The following is a 16355-nucleotide window of genomic DNA, read 5'->3' on the forward strand; positions in this document are numbered from 1 at the left end:
CGCTCTAACACCATGGACAACATTCCGTCACGTTGTTACGTTCGCTGATGACAACGCTGTCAGTCCTGGTCTCCCCATGAGGAGCAGTGAACGCCGATGGTGTCTCGACGTAGTTTCCTCTGGGCGAACGGCGTGGTCCTCGCGGCCGGCGGGCTCGGGCTCACCCTGCCCACCTCCCCCGCCGCCGCCTCCGCCACCCGCGCCGCCGTCCCCCTCCTGCCCGGCTTCGGCCGCCCCACCCGCCTGGACTTCGCCGACATCAGCACCCTGCACGGAAACGACCAGCTACTCCTGACCACCCTCCAGGGAGTCGTCAACCGCCGCCGCCCGCGCCTCTACTTCAACTACAGCGCCGAGGACCACGACGTCCGCTGGTTGTCGAGCACCGGCGCCGCCGTCACCCGCCACGACCGCCCCCTCGACCTGATCGCCCGCCACCGCGGCGAGGTCCGCGGCGCGATCCTGCACGACCCGGCCGTCCCGGACTCGGTGAACGTCGCCACCACCCTGGCCGGGCTGGAGAACGCCGTCGCCGCCACCGCCGAGCAGGCCGCCGAGCACGGCCTCAGGGTCATCACCGACCTCCGCGGCCGCTTCGACCCGGACGACGTGCTCGCCACGTACCGCTGGCAGCTCGACACCCTGTTCCCCCGCTGCACCCACGCCCTGCTCGGCGGCCTGCCGCCCACCAGGACGGTGCGGGTGGAGGGCGTCCAGTGGCGCGAGGTCGCCAGGGAGACCGAGCGGGTGCGGGACTCCTCCAACCGGGAGGTGCGCACGTTCGACCTCAGCCCGGAGCTGTCCGGGCAGGACGGCGTCTACCTGCGCTTCCAGGACTCCCTGGGCGACGACGGCTGGGGCGCCTCGGTCGGCTCGGTCGTGGTCAGGGCCGACGGCACGCAGATCGCCTCCTTCACCCCCGGTACGGACGCCGAGACGCCGTACCTCTTCGACGGCCTCAACTCCGCCATCGGCGGGGACTCCAACCGCTTCGCCGACGGCGGCAACTACTTCGTCTACCGCTTCACCGCCCCCGCCGGCGCCCGGCAGCTCCTCGTCGAGGTGGACCTGTGGAACCAGTTCCTGGTCACCGCCACCACCACCGCCCCCACCCGGGTCGAGCCCTTCCCCTACTTCCGCGACTACACGGTGGCGACGCGCGCCATGGTCTTCTGGCTGCCGCCCAGCGGCCCCACCGGCGAGCTGCTGGACGAGATCTTCGGCAAGGTGGCGCCGACCACGCCGTACGCGGGCTGGTTCGCCAACGACGTGGCCGGGGAGTGGGGCGGCGTGGACCGGGCCTCGCAACACGCCGTCGAGGTCGTGCCCGCCGACTACTACATGAACGCCACCGTGCACGCGGGCGTCGGCGCCAAGGTCTCCGACCGCGTACGCCCGAGGCCGCCGGCAACCCTGCGCAACCGGGTCTACCTCACGCTCACCGTCGGCGAGGGCGACAACATCCAGTACTGCCAGCGCCGGATGCGGCAGATCTGGGACGACCCCGCGCGCGGGCGCGTGCCCGTCAACTGGACGGTCAGCCCGCTGCTGGCCGAGATCGGGCCGGCGCTGCTGGCGTACTACCAGCGCACCGCCACCGGCAACGACCTGCTGATCGCCGGACCCTCCGGCGCGGGCTACACCTACCCCGGCTCCTGGCCGGTGGCCGACCTGGACGCCTACACCGAGCTCACCGGCCGTTTCCTGCGCCGTACGGGGATGGACCTGGTCTACGCCTACAACCATCGCAACCCCGAAGGCGACGGCTGGGTGGCCTTCGACGAGCGGATCGTGGCCTCGTACCGGAAGAACACCCCGCTGCGCGGCATCATCCAGTCGTGGGAGACCGGTGACCTGCAGCTCCACCTGGCCGGCCGGCCTGTCATCGGGAACTTCTCGCCGCAGGGCAGAGCGCAGGAGTACCGGGACACGCTGGTGCAGCGCATCGAGGGGTGGGACGGCGGGCGGCCGCTGTTCATCGCCGGCGCGGTCAACGCCTGGAACTGGACGCCGAGCGACATCGCCGAGCTCAGTGACCTGCTCTCCGACCCGTTCGAGATCGTCCGCGGCGACGTCTTCTTCCACCTGCTGAACGATCATCTCGACGACGGCTGATCTTCCGGACCTGCCCTCCCGGACGTACACTGCGGGCATGAGCCGCTGGAGCGCCGCGTTGCTGTGCGCCTTGGCCGCAGCGACCCTGGCCGGATGCGCCGAAGACGACGAGATCTACGTCTCCAACTTCAGCGACTCCCACGGCCGGGCCTGCACGTTCGTCTACACCGCCCGGGAGGGCGAGGGCTGGAACGACAGCCGGGACGTGGACGTCAGCCAGCTCGACTGCGAATACCCGCCGGCGGGCCGCAGCCCCGGCCCGCCCGTCACCAGCCATCTCGACGCCCGGCCGGCCAAGTGACAACAAGTAGGGGTCACCGGTCGCGTTCTGACTTCACGGCATGACCGGACAGGCACCAGACTGTTGCCGCGGCCATCGCCCTGTTCTTCGTCGAAACGCGAACCGTGGCTCTTCGGCGGAGCGCCCCGCGATGGCCGTCACCATGTCCTCGGGCCGTGCGCGCCGCCGGTCGGCCCTCGCCCTCGCCCTCGCCCTGGCCACAGCGGCCCTCACCGCCCTGCTCGGCTGCTCGCCCGACCCGCCTGCCATCACCTCCCCCTCGGCCCCGCAGATCGTGAAACTGCGGGCGGCGGCCAGGGATTCGCTCACCGACCGGCTCGACCGGGCGGCCCGCACCGCCGGCGTGCGGCGGGAGCTGCCCCGGAGCGGCCTCGACCGGTGCAGGAAGGGCAACGACGACGCCAAGAACGACGAGAACTTCGCCGCGAAGTGCACGCTCACCCTGAACCGCGCCTACCTCTGGAACGGAAACGTGGACGCCCTCCTCGACCGCTTCGACAGCTGCCCCGCCGAGGTCGCCGACGTCCGGGGCTACTGGAAGGAGTTCGGCGGCAAGTTGCGCTCCCGGGGCGACTCGCACCCCTACGACCCCGGCGACCTCCCGGAGCTCGCCTGCGACGGCGTGACGATGGCGTTCGCGAGCTCCCGCAGCGAGGCCCGCCTGGACACCATGCCCGGCTCGCAGGTGTGGGATCCGGACGGGGGAATGTACAACCCGTACCACTGGGCGCCGGAGGGCGAGCCGTGGCCGGAAGCCTGGAAGCGTACGCGCGGGAAGGGGCGGTTCATGATCGCCATGACGGTGTCCGAGGACTACTGGAAGCTCGAAGAGACCTATTTCCACAGGTAGTCGTGGCGCGGCGCGGCCGGGCCGACGAAGACCTCCCCGTCGCGCACCTGCCATTCGCTCTGCCCGTCCCCCTCCTGGAAGGCGAGGAACAGCCCGCAGACCCGATCACCGTCTTCGTCGGCGGCGGGCAGGGCGGCGATCCGGCGCACCAGGTCGAGCAGGTCGTCGAGGGCGCTCGCGCGCACGGCCCTGGCGTAGCAGGCGGCCTCCAGCCAGCCGCCGTCGGGGAACGTCCAGCCGGCCGGGTCGCCGCCGTCCCGGATGGCGCGCTCCGCCTGTGACCGCTGCCCGTAGAACTCCAGCCAGCCCCGTACGTACACCCATGCGCCCATGACCACATGATGACGATCGGAGACCATCGTGGCGGACACCGCAGAGCAGTACCGGCGATTCGCGGCCATGGAGGCGCGCGGCGCGTCACCGCTCTACGAGCAGCTCGCCCTCGGCGTGGCGGGCGACCGTGACCTGCTCGACCTGCTGTCCGCCCTCCCGCCCGCCAAGCGCCAGCCCAACCTGCTCTTCGCCGCCACCCGGTACGTCAGCGGCACCCCGTCCGGCTACGACGACTTCCGGCTCGCCGTCCTCGCCAACCGCGACACGATCGTCGCGACGATGCTCTCCCGCCGGACGCAGACCAACGAGCCGGCCAGGTGCGCCGCGCTGTACCCCCTGCTCGCCTCGCTCCCGCAGCCGCTGGCACTGATCGAGGTCGGCGCCTCGGCCGGCCTCTGCCTCCTCCCCGACCGCTACGCCTACACCTACTCCTACACCGACCCGGCCGACGCCCACACCGACCGGCACGGCCACTCCTACAGCGATCCGCACGGCGACGGCCCGGTCGGGGCAGCGGACAGCCCGTTGCGACTGCACTGCCAGGTCAAGGGCACCCCGCCCGCCCGGTTCGCCGAGCCCGGCCCGATCACGGTCGCCTGGCGGGCCGGCCTGGACCTCAACCCCCTGGACGTCACCAACCCGGACGACGTCCAGTGGCTGCGCACGCTGGTCTGGCCCGGGCAACGCGACCGGCTGCGCCGCCTGAACACGGCCATCGCCCTGGCCCAGTCCGACCCGCCGCGCATCGTGCGGGGCGACCTGACCACCGCTCTCGCCGGCCTGGCCGCCCAGGCCCCTCCCTCCGCCACGCTCGTCGTCTTCCACACCGCGGTCCTCTATTACGTGCCGGAGGCGGACCGGGCCACGTTCGTGGAGCAGGTCGAACGCCTCGACGGCCACTGGATCTCCCAGGAGGGACCGGACGTCCTCCCGGACATCACCGCCCGCCTCCACCAGCCACCCCCGTCCGACACGGTCTCGTACGTGCTGGCGCTGGATCACGAACCGGTCGCCATCTCCGCGATGCACGGGGGCTGGATGGACTGGTCGGCCCGCGGGTGATCGGGGAAGGCGTACCCCCAGTCGGACACCATGTGACAATGGGCACATGCCACTCGACCCCCACCTGCTGGCCCTGTTCACCGTCACCACCATCATCGCCATGGTCACGCCGGGGCCGGACATGCTGTTCGTGCTGGGTTGCGGGATGCGCGGCGGCCCTCGGGCCGGCCTGCTGGCCACCGCGGGCGTGGCCGGCAGCGAGGCGGTTCATGTCGTGGTGGCCGCCGCGGGACTCGCGGCCCTCTTCGAGGCGGCGCCCATCGCTTTCACGGTGGTACGGATCGTCGGCGCCGCCTACCTGATCTACCTCGGCGTCCAGGCCATTCGCCACCGCAACGACCAGCCGGAGATCGAGATGGGCGGGGGCATGTCGGGCCGTCGCGCGTACCTCAGCGGCTTGATGACCAATCTGCTGAACCCGAAGATGGTGACGTTCACGATCGCTTTCCTGCCCCAGTTCATCAATCCGGCTCTGGGCCAGGTGTGGGTGCAGTTCGCCGTCCTCGGCGCCATTCTGATCGCGCTGGAGTTCGTGGTGGACGGCACGGTCGGGGTGCTCGCCGGCCGTATCGGAAAGTGGCTGCGCCACCGGCGGGCGGTCCGCCGTCGCATCGATGTCGCGACGGGAGGCATCTTCGTCGGGCTCGGCGTGAAGCTGGCCATCGATCGCTGATCGTCCGGCACGCGCGACAGCCGGATGAGACGTTCATGACGAGTCATAGGGTGCTCGCATGACGACAGGTCTCCGGCTGGCGCCCGTCACCCCGTCCAACCTCGAAACGGCCATCGCCGTGAAAGTCCGCCCCGACCAGGAGCGCTTCGTCTCGCCGGTGGTGAAGTCGCTGGCTGAGGCGTATGTCCACCCGAGAATGGCCTGGCCCCGCCTCATTCTGGACGGCGACAGCGCCGTGGGTTTCCTCATGGCCTTCCTCGACCTCGACTGGAACCACCGGGAACCGACTTCCGGTCCGGCCTGTGGCGCCTCAACGTCATTCCGGAGGCGCAGGGCCGCGGGGTCGGCCGCTTCGCCGTCGCGTCGGTCGCCGCCGAGATCAGGCGCCGCGGCGGCACCGGATGTACGTCAGCTGGGAGACGGGCGAGGGCGGTCCGGAGAATTTCTACCTGAAGCTGGGTTTCGAGCTCACCGGGGAGCAGAACAGAGGCCAGACGGTCGGGATGCTGGACCTGACCGCGGACGTCCCCGTACGTTGACCGTTCGAGCAGTTTCCGCGCCACGGGGATTGCCGGCGCAGGCCGGCACCATCCGATGCCATGGCTCTTCCTGCAGCGTTCCCGGCAGGTAACCAGCAGCCCGGCCGAGCGCCTGAGCCGGCTCGCCGCCCAGCTCTCACGACGTCCGCCGGCCCCGGTCAGCGGACAGAACCCGACCCGGCTCAGCCGGATGGTCCCCTTGAGCGTGTAAGAAGCCGGGCGCGTCGATGCCCCCGTCAATGGCGGGCCGGGCGGCGCAGGAACGACCCGAAATCACTATTCGTTGCCCCAGCGAGTGTCCACCCTCACCCTCCACTCGCACATTCCGCGTGTCCCGTCGCGGGGTGCCTGATCGCTGAGGGGCTCTGACTTTGACGGACTACGAGATCGGCGACCGCCTCACCCCACGTACCGGAGACAATCGTTCCCATCGATCAGCCCGCGACTCCGTCTCTTGAACCTCCCCCTGAAATGGATGCCTGTGCGCCTGTCGAAACTCCTTGCCGGCTGGTTCTGGCGACTCGATACGTTCTTGGGCGGCGATGCCAAACCCGGCCGCGGTCCGTGATTCTCTGCGGCGCATCCCGTGCTCCTCGGGCTGATCGCCGGCCCGGCCTTCGGCGCCTTCATCGGCGTCATCCTGCTGATCAGTGCCGTGGCCGGAGCGAAGAACGTGTTCACGCTGACGTCGTTGTTCCTCTGTCTCGCCCTCACTGCTTTCACCGGGGCGTTCTTCATGGTCATGGGCTACTTCGAACGCCGGCGTCAACGGCACCATGGCCACTACGAAGGTTGAAAGGTCGAGGTGCCTCGGCGCGGCCGCTGTCCCGCACTCCGCTGTCAGCGGTCGTGTCAGGTCGGGGACGGCCCGGTATCAGAACGCTCCGCGATCGTAGAGGCCATACCACCCGGTTCTGAAGGAGCACACCATGACCATCACCCTCACCGACCAGGACAAGCTCACCCTCCGCACCGCCGCCTGGGGCGCCGTCTCCCTCATGTCCGCCGCCGGCGCCGCCGGCTCGGCCCACAAGGTCGCCACCCACGGATCCATCGCCCTGACCTCCGCCACCGGCACCGTCGGACACGTGCTGACCAAGGCACCCAAGGGCATCAAGTACGGCAAGACCGTCGCCTCACTGGCCGACGTCGTCCTCCCCGCCCTCGCCGAGGGCATGAGCCTGCTCAAGCAGCAGGATGCGGCCGAGGCCGACAACTTCCGCGCCACCGTCCTGGTCGCCATCGACGCCTCCGCCCAGGCTCAGAAGGGCGAGCCCGGTCCGGCCCTGGTCGAGATGGCCCGCAAGATCACCCAGGCCCTCGACGCCGCCTGACGCCGGTTCCTGCTCAGGCGTTCGCTCGCCGGAGGCGTTCGGCTGAGGCGTTGGGCGGAGGCGTTCGGCTGAGGCGTTGGGCGGAGGCGTTCGGCTGAGGCGTTGGGCGGAGGCGTTCGGCTGCTCGCGTCCAGAGCGCCTTGCCCGACACTGCGGCGTGCCCGTGGAGTGATCCCCACCTGAGGTCGTGGGCTGCCGGCCACAGGCCGGCCGCCCACGCGACCTGCTGCTCTTCGGCGGTGAACGAGCGGCCCCGAGCGTCCTGGCAGGCGGCCAGGACCATGGCCCGCTGCCGCTGGATCTGCTCGGCCTGACCGAAAGCGGACGGCCGGGCGGTTAGAGCCGGCCGGGACGAGGAGGACGTTCGTCATGGACTTCCTGACCGGCGAGCGCGCCACCGTGACCGATGCGGTGGACGGCATGGGCTTCATCACCGTCCTCGCGGTGCTCGCCCTGGCCCGGCGTCGCGACCTTCCGGCGGGTCGGGCAGGGCGAGGCAGAGGGCTTCCAGCGCGGCGGTGATCGCGTGCTCGGGTGGTGTGCCGTACCCGATGACCAGGCCGTCGCGTGGTGGCATCGCGCTGCCGGGATGCCGGTACGGGCCCAGGCCGTCCACGGCCAGGCCGAGGCGGCGGGCGGCGCGGAGGGTGGCCTGCTCGGTGTCCGGGGGAAGATCGAGTACGGCGTGCAGCCCCGCGGCGATGCCGCTGACCGTGACGTGCGGGGCACGTTCGGCGAGCAGGGCGGTGAGCAGGTCACGACGATGCCGGTAGATCTTGCGCATGCGACGCAACCGGCGGTCGTAGGCGCCGCAGGCGATGAAGTCGGCGAGGGTGAGCTGGTCGGTCACCCCTGACCAGAGCTCGCGCCGGCCCTTGGCGGCGAGGACATCGTCCACCAGCCGGCCGGGCAGGGCCATCCAGCCGAGCCGGAGCGAGGGGGACAGGCTCTTGCTGGCGGAGCCGAAGTGGACGACGCGGTCGGGATCGAGGCCCTGGACGGCGCCGACCGGTTCGCGGTCGTAGCGGAACTCGCCGTCGTAGTCGTCCTCCAGCAGCAGGCCGCCCGTGGCACGGGCCCAGTCGATGACCGCGGCGCGGCGTTCGGAGTGGAGGGCGCCTCCGGTGGGGTACTGGTGCGCGGGCGTGAGCAGCACGGCCTGTGCGCCCGTGGCCGGAAGGTCCTCGACGCGCGCGCCGTGGTCGTCCACCATGAGCGGCACGGTCGTCAGCCCCACCTCGGTGAGGATGGAGCGGTGGATGTCGAGCCCGTACGCCTCGACGGCGACCGGCCCGCGCAGCACCCGGCACACCAGCCGCAGCCCGTGCGCGTAACCCGAGCAGATCACGATGTGGTCCGCCCGGGTGCGCACGCCTCTGGTCCGCGCCAGGTAGTCCGCCAGCGCCTGGCGCAGCTCCGGCCGCCCCCGGGGATCGCCCACGCCGAAGGCGTCGCTGGGCGCGGCGACCAGCGCACGCCGGGCCGAGGCGATCCAGGACGAGCGCGGGAAGGCGGCGGCGTCAGGGGAGCTGGGCATCAGGTCGTGGACGATCCACAGGCGGGACGGGCGCGCGGGGCCCCGCCGCGTACCCGGCTCCACGGGCGCGGCCCGGTGCGCGACCTGCGTGCCCGAACCTTGACGGGAGGTGAGCCAGCCTTCCTCGACCAGCTCGGAGTACGCGGCCGCGACGGTGTTGCGGGCGATTCCCAGGTCGAGGGCGAGGGCGCGATAGGGCGGAAGCCGGGTGCCGGGCGCCAGCCGTCCCGAATCGATCGCCTCGCGCAGCGCCCGCATCAACCGCACGCGGGCGCCGCCACCGCCGGTGAGCTCCAGATGCAGATCGCTGCCGCCGTCCGGGCGGCGTTCGCTCACCGCCACATCCGGCGTCGGAAATTGGCCCACGAAACATCCATGGGAATGCACCATACCGTGGGCCGATCGCGCTCCTAGGGTCATGACCATGACGAACGTTGTCGCCCAGCTCATCGCGCTGATCTTCACGGTGAACGCCTGGAACCGCATGAACGTGACGACGCGAAGGACCCCAGGCACCGAGTGACCCCGGCTCGCGGTCCTCGCCATGACGCTGGACTCCTTGGCGAAGACCTGGTTCACCCAGGCGACGGCGAGGACGGGTGGCGCACCATGAATACGTCCACCTCGTCCTCGGTCTCCACCGTGAACCCGTACCGCTCGTACAGCCGGCGGGCCGGACTGCCCTGCAGCACGTTCAGCCGAATCACGGCGTCCTCGCGGTCGCACCGCTCCAGCAACCCGCTCAGCACGGCGGAGCCGATGCCCCTGCCGTGCAGATCCGGATCCAGGTAGAAGTGCTCCAGCCAGTACGTACGTTCCGCCGGCCGCAACGCCACGCACCCGGCCGACGTGCCGTCCACCTCGATCATCCAGGTGTGCTCCGGTACGAACGCGTCCCGCAGCCGCTGCCGCACCCGGTGCTCGTCGTATCGCCCGAGCCGCTCGAGATCCGGCCTCAGCACCACGGCCCGCAACTCGGCCACCGCCTCAACATCCGCCACCAAAGCCGGACGAAGCTCCCAATCAGCCATGATCGGGATGTTATCCCCTCTGGTTGCCGTCCACTCCGGGAGCTCGACTCATCCGCCGACGCAGCGGTCTCCACCGCCTTCGGCCACATCCACGCCCCCGAGCTCGGAAGCTCCCTGTCCACCTCGACAACCCTGACGCACACGGCCTTCGAGTTCGAGTTCCTGCTCAACGAGCGCTCCGACCACGACTGGATCCTCAACAGGGAACAGAACATCGCCGTTCCGCTGGAACGTTGCGTCAGGCTGTCCTCATGGGGCCTGCCGACGGCCGCCCCGGAGATCGTTCTCTTCTTCAAAGGCGGGGGCCACCTCACCGCCGCCGAGGTGGAAGCCGCGAACGACGTACTCCGGCCGCACGATGAGCAGGACCTCTTCGCCCTCGTCCCGACCCTTACCGCAACGCAACGCTCATGGCTCGGGGAGTCGCTCGGCAAGGCACGGCCCGAGCATCCATGGCTGCCCCACCTGGCCGGGGCCTGATGACTCACCTCACCAGAGGTCGAGCAGCGGCACGCGGTGCCCATCCGGGCGTACCACCAGGTGAGGCCGGCCGTCACACTTGGGAATCGCCGCAGCGCCGTCGAGGTCGACCACAGTGACCCCGCCACAGGAGAGCGGCTTGTCATCGCGGACCTTCCCCGAACTCGAGGCCCCGCCGAAGCCTGGCTGGCCGGCCGGCCTGCTGTAGCCGAACAGCAGGGCGCCACTGGCTCGCAACCGGGGCACGTTCCGTGACCTCGCTCCCCCTCACCAGCTCAGCACCTTCGAACGGCCGATGGGGCTCGGCAGCCGCGCACGCAGCACCTGCGTGCCAAGCGGAACCAGGGCCACGCAGAGCAGGCCGGCGACCAGCACGTCAGGAATGGAGGCGCCCTTCAGCACCCCCATCCAGGTGCCTCCGGCCAACAGCAGCATCACGGCGCGGGCGGTGCCGAAGAGGCCTGAGCGCCAGGCGGCGACGGCCAGGAGAAGCGAGCCCGCGAACTGGCCGACCGAGGCCCAGACCGGTACGCGCCACGGTCCGTAGGAGATGTCGACATATTCCTTCATGATCGCGGTTGTCGCCTGGTCCAGCCCGATGACCTCGGTGAGCTGGAAGGCGGTCTGGTCGGCACCGGCGAAGTACAGGCGGGCGAAGAGCCCGGCGACCAGGAGCCCGGCGCCCCAGAAGGCGAGGCCACCGCCCACGTGTTGGGCCAGGGTGATGAACGCGGGGAAGAGCAGTATCGCTCCCAGCGCGAAGACCGCGTAGGAGAGGGTGAGCAGGGCAGGTTCTGAGGTGTAGGCGAGGAGCTGACCGTAGGCGGCGAAGGGCTGTGCCTCGGCCCATGCGTACTGCTGAGGGCTGAGGGCGGTGACCGTGCTCAGATAACGCAGCAGGAATCCGGCACACATGATCACCGGCCCCAGGACGAGCGTCCCGCCACCGATCCACCGTCCGGGAAAGAGTGTGTTCACGGAAACGATCCTGGCGAAGGCGACCCAGGCGATTCATCCGTCGATCGTCAACGCATATCCCTGTCGAAAGTAAGGTCAGCACACGCACTCCCTGGTGGCCAAGCACCGGGTTCGCCGTTCGGATCTGCACTTCCCCTCCTCCCGCGCACCGGAGTATGCCGCCCTCTGCGGCGTGCCGAGCCCCGGAGATTTCACGGCGGGACGCTGACTCGTGGCGTGTGACCTGAGAGGACTGACATAGCGCATTCTCATGCTCTTAGGCTGCTCGTCATGGACAACGGTGGAATATTTCTCCGAGTGGCGGACATCACTGCGGTGCTGGACACGGTGCTCACCACCATGCGAGCCGTAGGTGCCGACATCACTTACCGTCTGGGGGGAACGAGCGCAGCTCTTCTCCAGGGTGTTCAACTTCCTGTCGGGGACATCGACCTCCTGGCGGCGCGGCGAGAAGATGTGGATAAGTTCTGTTCCGCGCTCGCCTCGTTTCCCTGCCTTCATACTGCCTCGTGGCTTCCAGAGTCCTCGCAGTATTTCGCCAGATACGAGGTGCACAGGGTCAAGGTGGAGATAAGCATCGTTGAGAGGGAGGTGGACTCTGACGGTATGGAATGCGTTGGCCGCGGCCCATGGCAGCACTACGTGTGGATCGCGTGTGGCTCGCACCAGGTTCCTGCGGTTCGGTTGGAACTACGGTTGGCAACGGAACTCGTACGAGACAGAGCAGACCGTTACGAACCCCTCCTCGACCACATGAGCGCGCAGGGGTGCGATTTCGACCTATTGCATCAGGCTATGAGGAATCGGGGCCTGTCACCGGAACGCCAGCGCGTGGTCTGGGATCGCCTCGGCTACTCTGCTCGCACCCTGTGATAGGTGCCGAAGATTTTTCGGCAACCATGCGACTCAGAACTCGGAACCTGCGGATTATTATGCATGGTCCATCTAAAACGGCTCCGGACGGCCTCGTATCGCAACCCAAACTGCAACCCTGGCGGCCCCTGACAGATACGAACGGGAACGCTCTGACCTTCTGTTCAAGATCTCAAACGATCTTCGCCGACGTTCGGCCTCGTTCGCCGTGCAGCTCGGCGGCGTTCTCGTCGTCCGCGTGCGATCGCGTGCGTTGCGTCGATTCAAGATCGTCCACCCGCCGAGCCTCGCCAGGCTTCACCTCTTGCCTGCGCACCCCGACCGCTGCCCGATTAGGTGCCGCGACCGATCGCACTTCACCCTGCGAGAATGATGACGAGATATACGGCTGGGCAGACTACCCACCCGGACCAAACGCAACAGGCCGCGGCAATGGTCGCGTGGGCGCCCATGCTGTGCGTGCTGCCGTCAAGATCGACCACCGCCGCTTGCGCCTCTCCGGCGAGGAGGACGCCCGCAGCGGTGTCCCCGGATTGTTGCTGAGCATGATGTTGGCGTCGATCCTGCCGTCTGCCACCCATGCGAGATCTATCGCGGCTGAGCCGAACATCCGTATGCGCCGGACGCGGGCGGCCAACTCTTGTCAGGGAATGGTTGACTCCTCGGTACCGCCCTTGATGGCACGACGATCAGCCTGTGTTTCCGTGCGCCGCGCGCGCACGGCAGCCCGAGCCCGCCCGCACCAGAAACCGGTCACCCCTACCGTGTCGTCCATGCCCCGACGTTGACGAATCAGGCGGTGATCCGGGTCATCTCCCGCAGTCCCCTCCGGGTCGACTCGCAGTCCATCGCCCGCAGCCGGGCCAGCACCGGTCCGGCGTCCGCGTTGAATCGCAGCTCCTCCGGGCACCCTTCGACGATCCGCCACAGCAGCGCCATGGCCGCGCTCGAGTCGCCGTCCATCGCGTGCGCGGTGGCCACGGCCAGCAGGTGCCGCGCCTGGCGGTCCTTGTCGGGGAGGCGCTCGGCGTCGACGCCCGCCGCGAGGCGGATCGCCTGCGCGTACCGGCCCATCCGGACCGCGACCCCCACCCGGTGCAGTTCCACCTCCAGCGCGAACTCCGGGCCCAGCCGGTCGCCGATCTTGCGGGCGTGGTTCAGCAGTTCCTCGGTTCGCAGCACGTCGCTCGCCCCGGCGGCGGCGAGCGCGGCCGTCAGGTAGCAGAGCCCGGTGACCTCCAGCGACTCGGGCCGGTCTTCGATCACCGCCCGGCACAGCCAGCGCGCGTCGGCGTACCGGCCGAGCGAGACGAGCACGCCCGCCACCTCGGCCTGGGTGATCGCCGAGCCCTCCGAGGAGGCCACCGCGCGATCGGCGGCGACCAGGGCCAGCGCGTGCTGGCCGCAGCTTCGCAGCAGCGCCGCGAACAACCGGTACACCTGGGTGAGGCCGGATGTACCGGCTTCCCGGTCCGCGCCGGTGGCGGCCCTGGCCGACAGGTCGGCCATCGACAGCAGCGGCGGCAGGCGGCGGCGCGTCTCGGTGTAGCGGTGGGGCGAGCGCTGCCAGACCTCCCACGCCGCCATCACGTGCTGCTGCACCCGCGGCACGCTCTCGGTCGCCTCGCCGGGGAACCGGCCGGGTAGCAGCAGCGCGTTCCCGACCTCGTCGGATTCGCCGTGGTCGCAAGCGGGCGGGAGTTTCGTCCGGCCGCCGACGAGCTCGGAGAGATCCTCGACGCGGAGCACTTCGGCGATCCGCATGATGGTCGACAGCCGATCCAGGGGTTTCACCCCGTTCTCGACCAGGCGGAGCCATTCCTCGCTGCAGCCGACCAGGTCGGCCAGAATTCTCCGGGTAAGGCCGCGCGAGCGGCGCCTGGCCATGATCCGCGTGCCGTCAACCAAGAAATCGCCGGCCATGCCGCCACATTAGGCGAGGAAATCGAGGTCCTCGGTGGCCGGAAATGACGGCAACTCCTGGTCACCCTGGCCCTCCTGAAATGTGGGTTACGCTGGAGGGTTCGCCATGACACAACTCCAGTTGGATCTAGCCCGTCGGGCTCCGCCGACACTGCCGCTACACCGTTCGGCAGGAGGAGACCACGATGGCGATCGACGTCGAGTCGATTCGAAAGGAATTCCCGTTCTTCGAAACCGCCCCTGACGATTCCCGCCCACCCGTATACCTCGACAGCGCCGCCACCACGCAGAAACCCGCCGTTGTCCTGGACGCGTTGAACCACTACTACATCCGCGCCAACGCGAATGTGCACCGGGGCGTGTACCGGCTGGCCGTACAGGCGACCGAGCTGTACGAAGGGGCGCGAAGCAAGATCGCCACGTTCGTGCGCGCACCACGAGCCGAGGAGATCGTGTTCACCAAGAACGCGACCGAGGCCGTCAACCTGCTGGCCAACTCGTTCATCTGGGCGGACGGGCGGCTCCAAGTCGGTCCCGGCGACGAGATCGTCCTGACGGAGATGGAGCACCACTCCAACCTGATCCCCTGGCGGCTGCTGGCCGAGCGGGTGGGGGCGAAGGTCAGATATCTCGGCATCACCGACGACGGCCGCCTGGACCTCTCCGACCTGAGCGAGAAGATCAACGAGCGGACCAAGGTCGTCACGGTCGTGCACGCCTCGAACATCCTGGGCACGGTGAACCCGGTCGCAACGATCGCCGCCCGCGCGCACGAGGTCGGCGCTCTGATGGTCGTCGACGCGGCCCAGTCGGTCCCGCACCTCGGCATCGACGTCACCGCGCTGGGAGCCGACTTTGTCACGTTTTCCGGCCACAAGATGTGCGGCCCCACCGGAATCGGCGCCTTATGGGGCAGGTACGAACTCCTGGAAGCGCTCCCGCCCTTCCTCGGCGGCGGCGAGATGATCGAGAACGTCGCGGTGGACGCCATGCACTACGCCGCACCCCCGCTCAAGTTCGAGGCCGGCACACCCCCGATCGCGCAGGCCGTCGGCCTCGGCGCCGCCTGCGACTTCCTGAGCAAGATCGGCATGGACGCGATCGCCGACCATGACCAGGCCCTGATCGAGTACGCCCTGGACCGGCTCGGCGACGTGCCCGGCATCCGCTTCATCGGCCCGACCGACACCGCGAACCGGCTGCCGCTGCTGTCGTTCGTGGTGGACGGCATCCCGCTGCAGCGCATGCGAGCGAGTCTGGACGAGGCGGGCATCGCCGTCCGGTCCGGCAACCACTGCGCGCAGCTCGCGTGCAGCCGGTTCGGCGTCCCCGCCGCGATCCGGGCCTCGTTCTACCTGTACAACTCCCCCGACGAGGTCGACATCCTCGCCGAGACCCTGGAGACGGCCACGAGGTCCCGGGCCGCCGTGACCGCGGACACCTCCTTCGATGTCAGCCAGGTACGGCCGTACAAGGACATCCTGCTCCCATCGATCTTCCAGCCGTGGGCGGAGCACATGGTCGAGGCGCTGGCGCCGGCCCCCGGCACCAAGGCGCTCGACATCGGCACCGGCCCCGGCACCGTCGCCCGGGTGCTGGCCAAGGCGGTCGGCCCCACCGGCGCCGTTGTCGGCACCGACCTCAACCCCGCCATGCTCGCCCTCGCCACCGAACTACCTGCCGTCGACGGCGCCCCCATCCAGTACACGGCATGCGGCGCTACCCTGCTGCACGTCTCCGACCAGGCGTTCGACCTGATCACCATGCAGCAGGTCCTGCAGTTCGTTCCCGATCGCGGCGCGGCGCTGGCGGAGATGCGGCGGGCCGCCCGACCCGACGCGCGGATCGCCATCGCCACCTGGCAGCCGCTGCACCGCAACCCGCTCTTCCGCGCCCTGCACGATGCCGTCGCCACCGTTCTCGGCCCCGACAAGGCGGATCTTTTCGAGGAGCCGTGGTCCCTGCCCGGGATCGAGGTCGCCACGCTGGCGAAGGAGGCCGGTTTCGTCGACATCGAACTCCGCGAATGGACGCTGCCGACCACCGTTCCCGGCGGGCCTGACGCGATCTGCTGCCTATTCGACTTCTCCGCGGTCAGTCCGTACATCGGTTCGCGTCGCGCCGACCTCACGGCCGCCGTACGCGCGAATCTGGCGCACTGCACGGATGAGACCGGCGTCCACTCGGAGACCGCGGTGACCCTGGTGACCGCCCGAGCCTGACCGCCGGCTCTCTCCCACGAAGGCCACTTTCCGCCGGGAGGTGGCCTTTTCGGCGCCCTTCATCTGCCCCGGCCGTCCAATGAGAACAACGGAAACAGGCCAGC

15 protein-coding genes are annotated in these 16355 nt (G+C 69.5%); 10 read left to right on the forward strand and 5 right to left on the reverse strand.

What is annotated here, in order from left to right; all coding sequences use genetic code 11:
* Positions 1-96 precede the first annotated feature (96 nt).
* The 3 genes from ACTWPW_RS18555 (at position 97) to ACTWPW_RS18565 (ending at position 3266) form a co-directional block, all read left to right on the forward strand.
* On the forward strand, positions 97-2115 hold the full coding sequence (locus ACTWPW_RS18555; protein WP_443169396.1) for a GxGYxYP domain-containing protein: 2019 nt from the start codon (positions 97-99) through the stop codon (positions 2113-2115).
* A gap of 37 nt (positions 2116-2152) precedes the next feature.
* Entirely contained in the window at positions 2153-2416 is a 264-nt protein-coding gene (locus ACTWPW_RS18560) for a hypothetical protein (RefSeq protein WP_375116913.1), read from the forward strand.
* Positions 2417-2546: 130 nt separating this feature from the next.
* Complete coding sequence (locus tag ACTWPW_RS18565; RefSeq protein ID WP_443169397.1) at positions 2547-3266, forward strand: hypothetical protein; 720 nt, start codon at positions 2547-2549, stop codon at positions 3264-3266.
* Here ACTWPW_RS18565 and ACTWPW_RS18570 read toward each other — a convergent pair.
* Entirely contained in the window at positions 3251-3598 is a 348-nt protein-coding gene (locus tag ACTWPW_RS18570) for a hypothetical protein (RefSeq protein ID WP_375116911.1), read from the reverse strand. The genes ACTWPW_RS18565 and ACTWPW_RS18570 overlap by 16 nt on opposite strands.
* 28 nt (positions 3599-3626) lie before the next feature.
* On the opposite strand from ACTWPW_RS18570, the gene ACTWPW_RS18575 reads away from it, so the two are divergent.
* The 5 genes from ACTWPW_RS18575 to ACTWPW_RS18595 all read left to right on the forward strand — a co-directional run bounded on the left by ACTWPW_RS18575 (position 3627) and on the right by ACTWPW_RS18595 (position 7207).
* Positions 3627-4661, forward strand: a complete 1035-nt coding sequence (locus tag ACTWPW_RS18575; RefSeq protein ID WP_443169398.1) for a DUF2332 domain-containing protein — start codon at positions 3627-3629, stop codon at positions 4659-4661.
* 46 nt (positions 4662-4707) lie between these two features.
* Positions 4708-5334: a LysE family translocator gene (locus tag ACTWPW_RS18580; protein ID WP_443169399.1), complete on the forward strand. Its 627-nt coding sequence runs from the start codon at positions 4708-4710 to the stop codon at positions 5332-5334.
* A 401-nt stretch (positions 5335-5735) separates the two neighbouring features.
* Positions 5736-5873, forward strand: a complete 138-nt coding sequence (locus ACTWPW_RS18585) for a hypothetical protein (protein ID WP_375116908.1) — start codon at positions 5736-5738, stop codon at positions 5871-5873.
* 586 nt (positions 5874-6459) lie between these two features.
* Positions 6460-6669 carry a hypothetical protein gene (locus ACTWPW_RS18590; protein WP_443169400.1) on the forward strand — a complete coding sequence of 70 codons (210 nt, stop codon included), beginning with the start codon at positions 6460-6462 and terminating at the stop codon, positions 6667-6669.
* Between the two features lie 133 nt (positions 6670-6802).
* The gene (locus tag ACTWPW_RS18595) at positions 6803-7207 is read left to right on the forward strand and encodes a hypothetical protein (RefSeq protein ID WP_375116906.1); all 405 of its coding nucleotides are present in this window, start codon (positions 6803-6805) and stop codon (positions 7205-7207) included.
* Between the two features lie 430 nt (positions 7208-7637).
* On the opposite strand, the gene pdxR is transcribed toward ACTWPW_RS18595, so the two are convergent.
* The 3 genes from pdxR to ACTWPW_RS18610 all read right to left on the reverse strand — a co-directional run bounded on the left by pdxR (position 7638) and on the right by ACTWPW_RS18610 (position 11233).
* Positions 7638-9110 (reverse strand): MocR-like pyridoxine biosynthesis transcription factor PdxR, encoded by a 1473-nt coding sequence (gene pdxR / locus ACTWPW_RS18600; RefSeq protein ID WP_443169401.1) that lies wholly within the window; start codon positions 9108-9110, stop codon positions 7638-7640.
* Positions 9111-9319: 209 nt separating this feature from the next.
* Entirely contained in the window at positions 9320-9775 is a 456-nt protein-coding gene (locus ACTWPW_RS18605; RefSeq protein ID WP_375116904.1) for a GNAT family N-acetyltransferase, read from the reverse strand.
* Between the two features lie 747 nt (positions 9776-10522).
* Entirely contained in the window at positions 10523-11233 is a 711-nt protein-coding gene (locus ACTWPW_RS18610; RefSeq protein ID WP_443169402.1) for a hypothetical protein, read from the reverse strand.
* A 270-nt stretch (positions 11234-11503) separates the two neighbouring features.
* Here ACTWPW_RS18610 and ACTWPW_RS18615 point away from each other — a divergent pair, with 270 nt between their 5' ends.
* The gene (locus ACTWPW_RS18615) at positions 11504-12106 is read left to right on the forward strand and encodes a hypothetical protein (protein WP_443169403.1); all 603 of its coding nucleotides are present in this window, start codon (positions 11504-11506) and stop codon (positions 12104-12106) included.
* 792 nt (positions 12107-12898) lie between these two features.
* Here ACTWPW_RS18615 and ACTWPW_RS18620 read toward each other — a convergent pair.
* Positions 12899-14029 (reverse strand): helix-turn-helix domain-containing protein, encoded by a 1131-nt coding sequence (locus tag ACTWPW_RS18620; RefSeq protein WP_443169404.1) that lies wholly within the window; start codon positions 14027-14029, stop codon positions 12899-12901.
* Positions 14030-14214: 185 nt separating this feature from the next.
* Here ACTWPW_RS18620 and ACTWPW_RS18625 point away from each other — a divergent pair, with 185 nt between their 5' ends.
* Entirely contained in the window at positions 14215-16251 is a 2037-nt protein-coding gene (locus tag ACTWPW_RS18625; protein ID WP_443169405.1) for a SufS family cysteine desulfurase, read from the forward strand.
* Positions 16252-16355: the final 104 nt, after the last annotated feature.

The sequence above is a fragment of the Nonomuraea sp. KM90 genome (genome assembly GCF_052246675.1).
Lineage (GTDB): Bacteria > Actinomycetota > Actinomycetes > Streptosporangiales > Streptosporangiaceae > Nonomuraea.

What these genes read in the sequence shown, in the direction of transcription:
- ACTWPW_RS18620 (WP_443169404.1), bottom strand. Translation starts at nt 14,029, where the DNA reads ATGGCCGGCGATTTCTTGGTTGACGGCACGCGGATCATGGCCAGGCGC.
- ACTWPW_RS18560 (WP_375116913.1), top strand. Translation starts at nt 2,153, where the DNA reads ATGAGCCGCTGGAGCGCCGCGTTGCTGTGCGCCTTGGCCGCAGCGACC.
- ACTWPW_RS18580 (WP_443169399.1), top strand. Translation starts at nt 4,708, where the DNA reads ATGCCACTCGACCCCCACCTGCTGGCCCTGTTCACCGTCACCACCATC.
- ACTWPW_RS18565 (WP_443169397.1), top strand. Translation starts at nt 2,547, where the DNA reads ATGGCCGTCACCATGTCCTCGGGCCGTGCGCGCCGCCGGTCGGCCCTC.
- ACTWPW_RS18625 (WP_443169405.1), top strand. Translation starts at nt 14,215, where the DNA reads ATGGCGATCGACGTCGAGTCGATTCGAAAGGAATTCCCGTTCTTCGAA.
- ACTWPW_RS18570 (WP_375116911.1), bottom strand. Translation starts at nt 3,598, where the DNA reads ATGGGCGCATGGGTGTACGTACGGGGCTGGCTGGAGTTCTACGGGCAG.
- ACTWPW_RS18605 (WP_375116904.1), bottom strand. Translation starts at nt 9,775, where the DNA reads ATGGCTGATTGGGAGCTTCGTCCGGCTTTGGTGGCGGATGTTGAGGCG.
- ACTWPW_RS18595 (WP_375116906.1), top strand. Translation starts at nt 6,803, where the DNA reads ATGACCATCACCCTCACCGACCAGGACAAGCTCACCCTCCGCACCGCC.
- ACTWPW_RS18615 (WP_443169403.1), top strand. Translation starts at nt 11,504, where the DNA reads ATGGACAACGGTGGAATATTTCTCCGAGTGGCGGACATCACTGCGGTG.
- ACTWPW_RS18555 (WP_443169396.1), top strand. Translation starts at nt 97, where the DNA reads ATGGTGTCTCGACGTAGTTTCCTCTGGGCGAACGGCGTGGTCCTCGCG.
- ACTWPW_RS18585 (WP_375116908.1), top strand. Translation starts at nt 5,736, where the DNA reads ATGTACGTCAGCTGGGAGACGGGCGAGGGCGGTCCGGAGAATTTCTAC.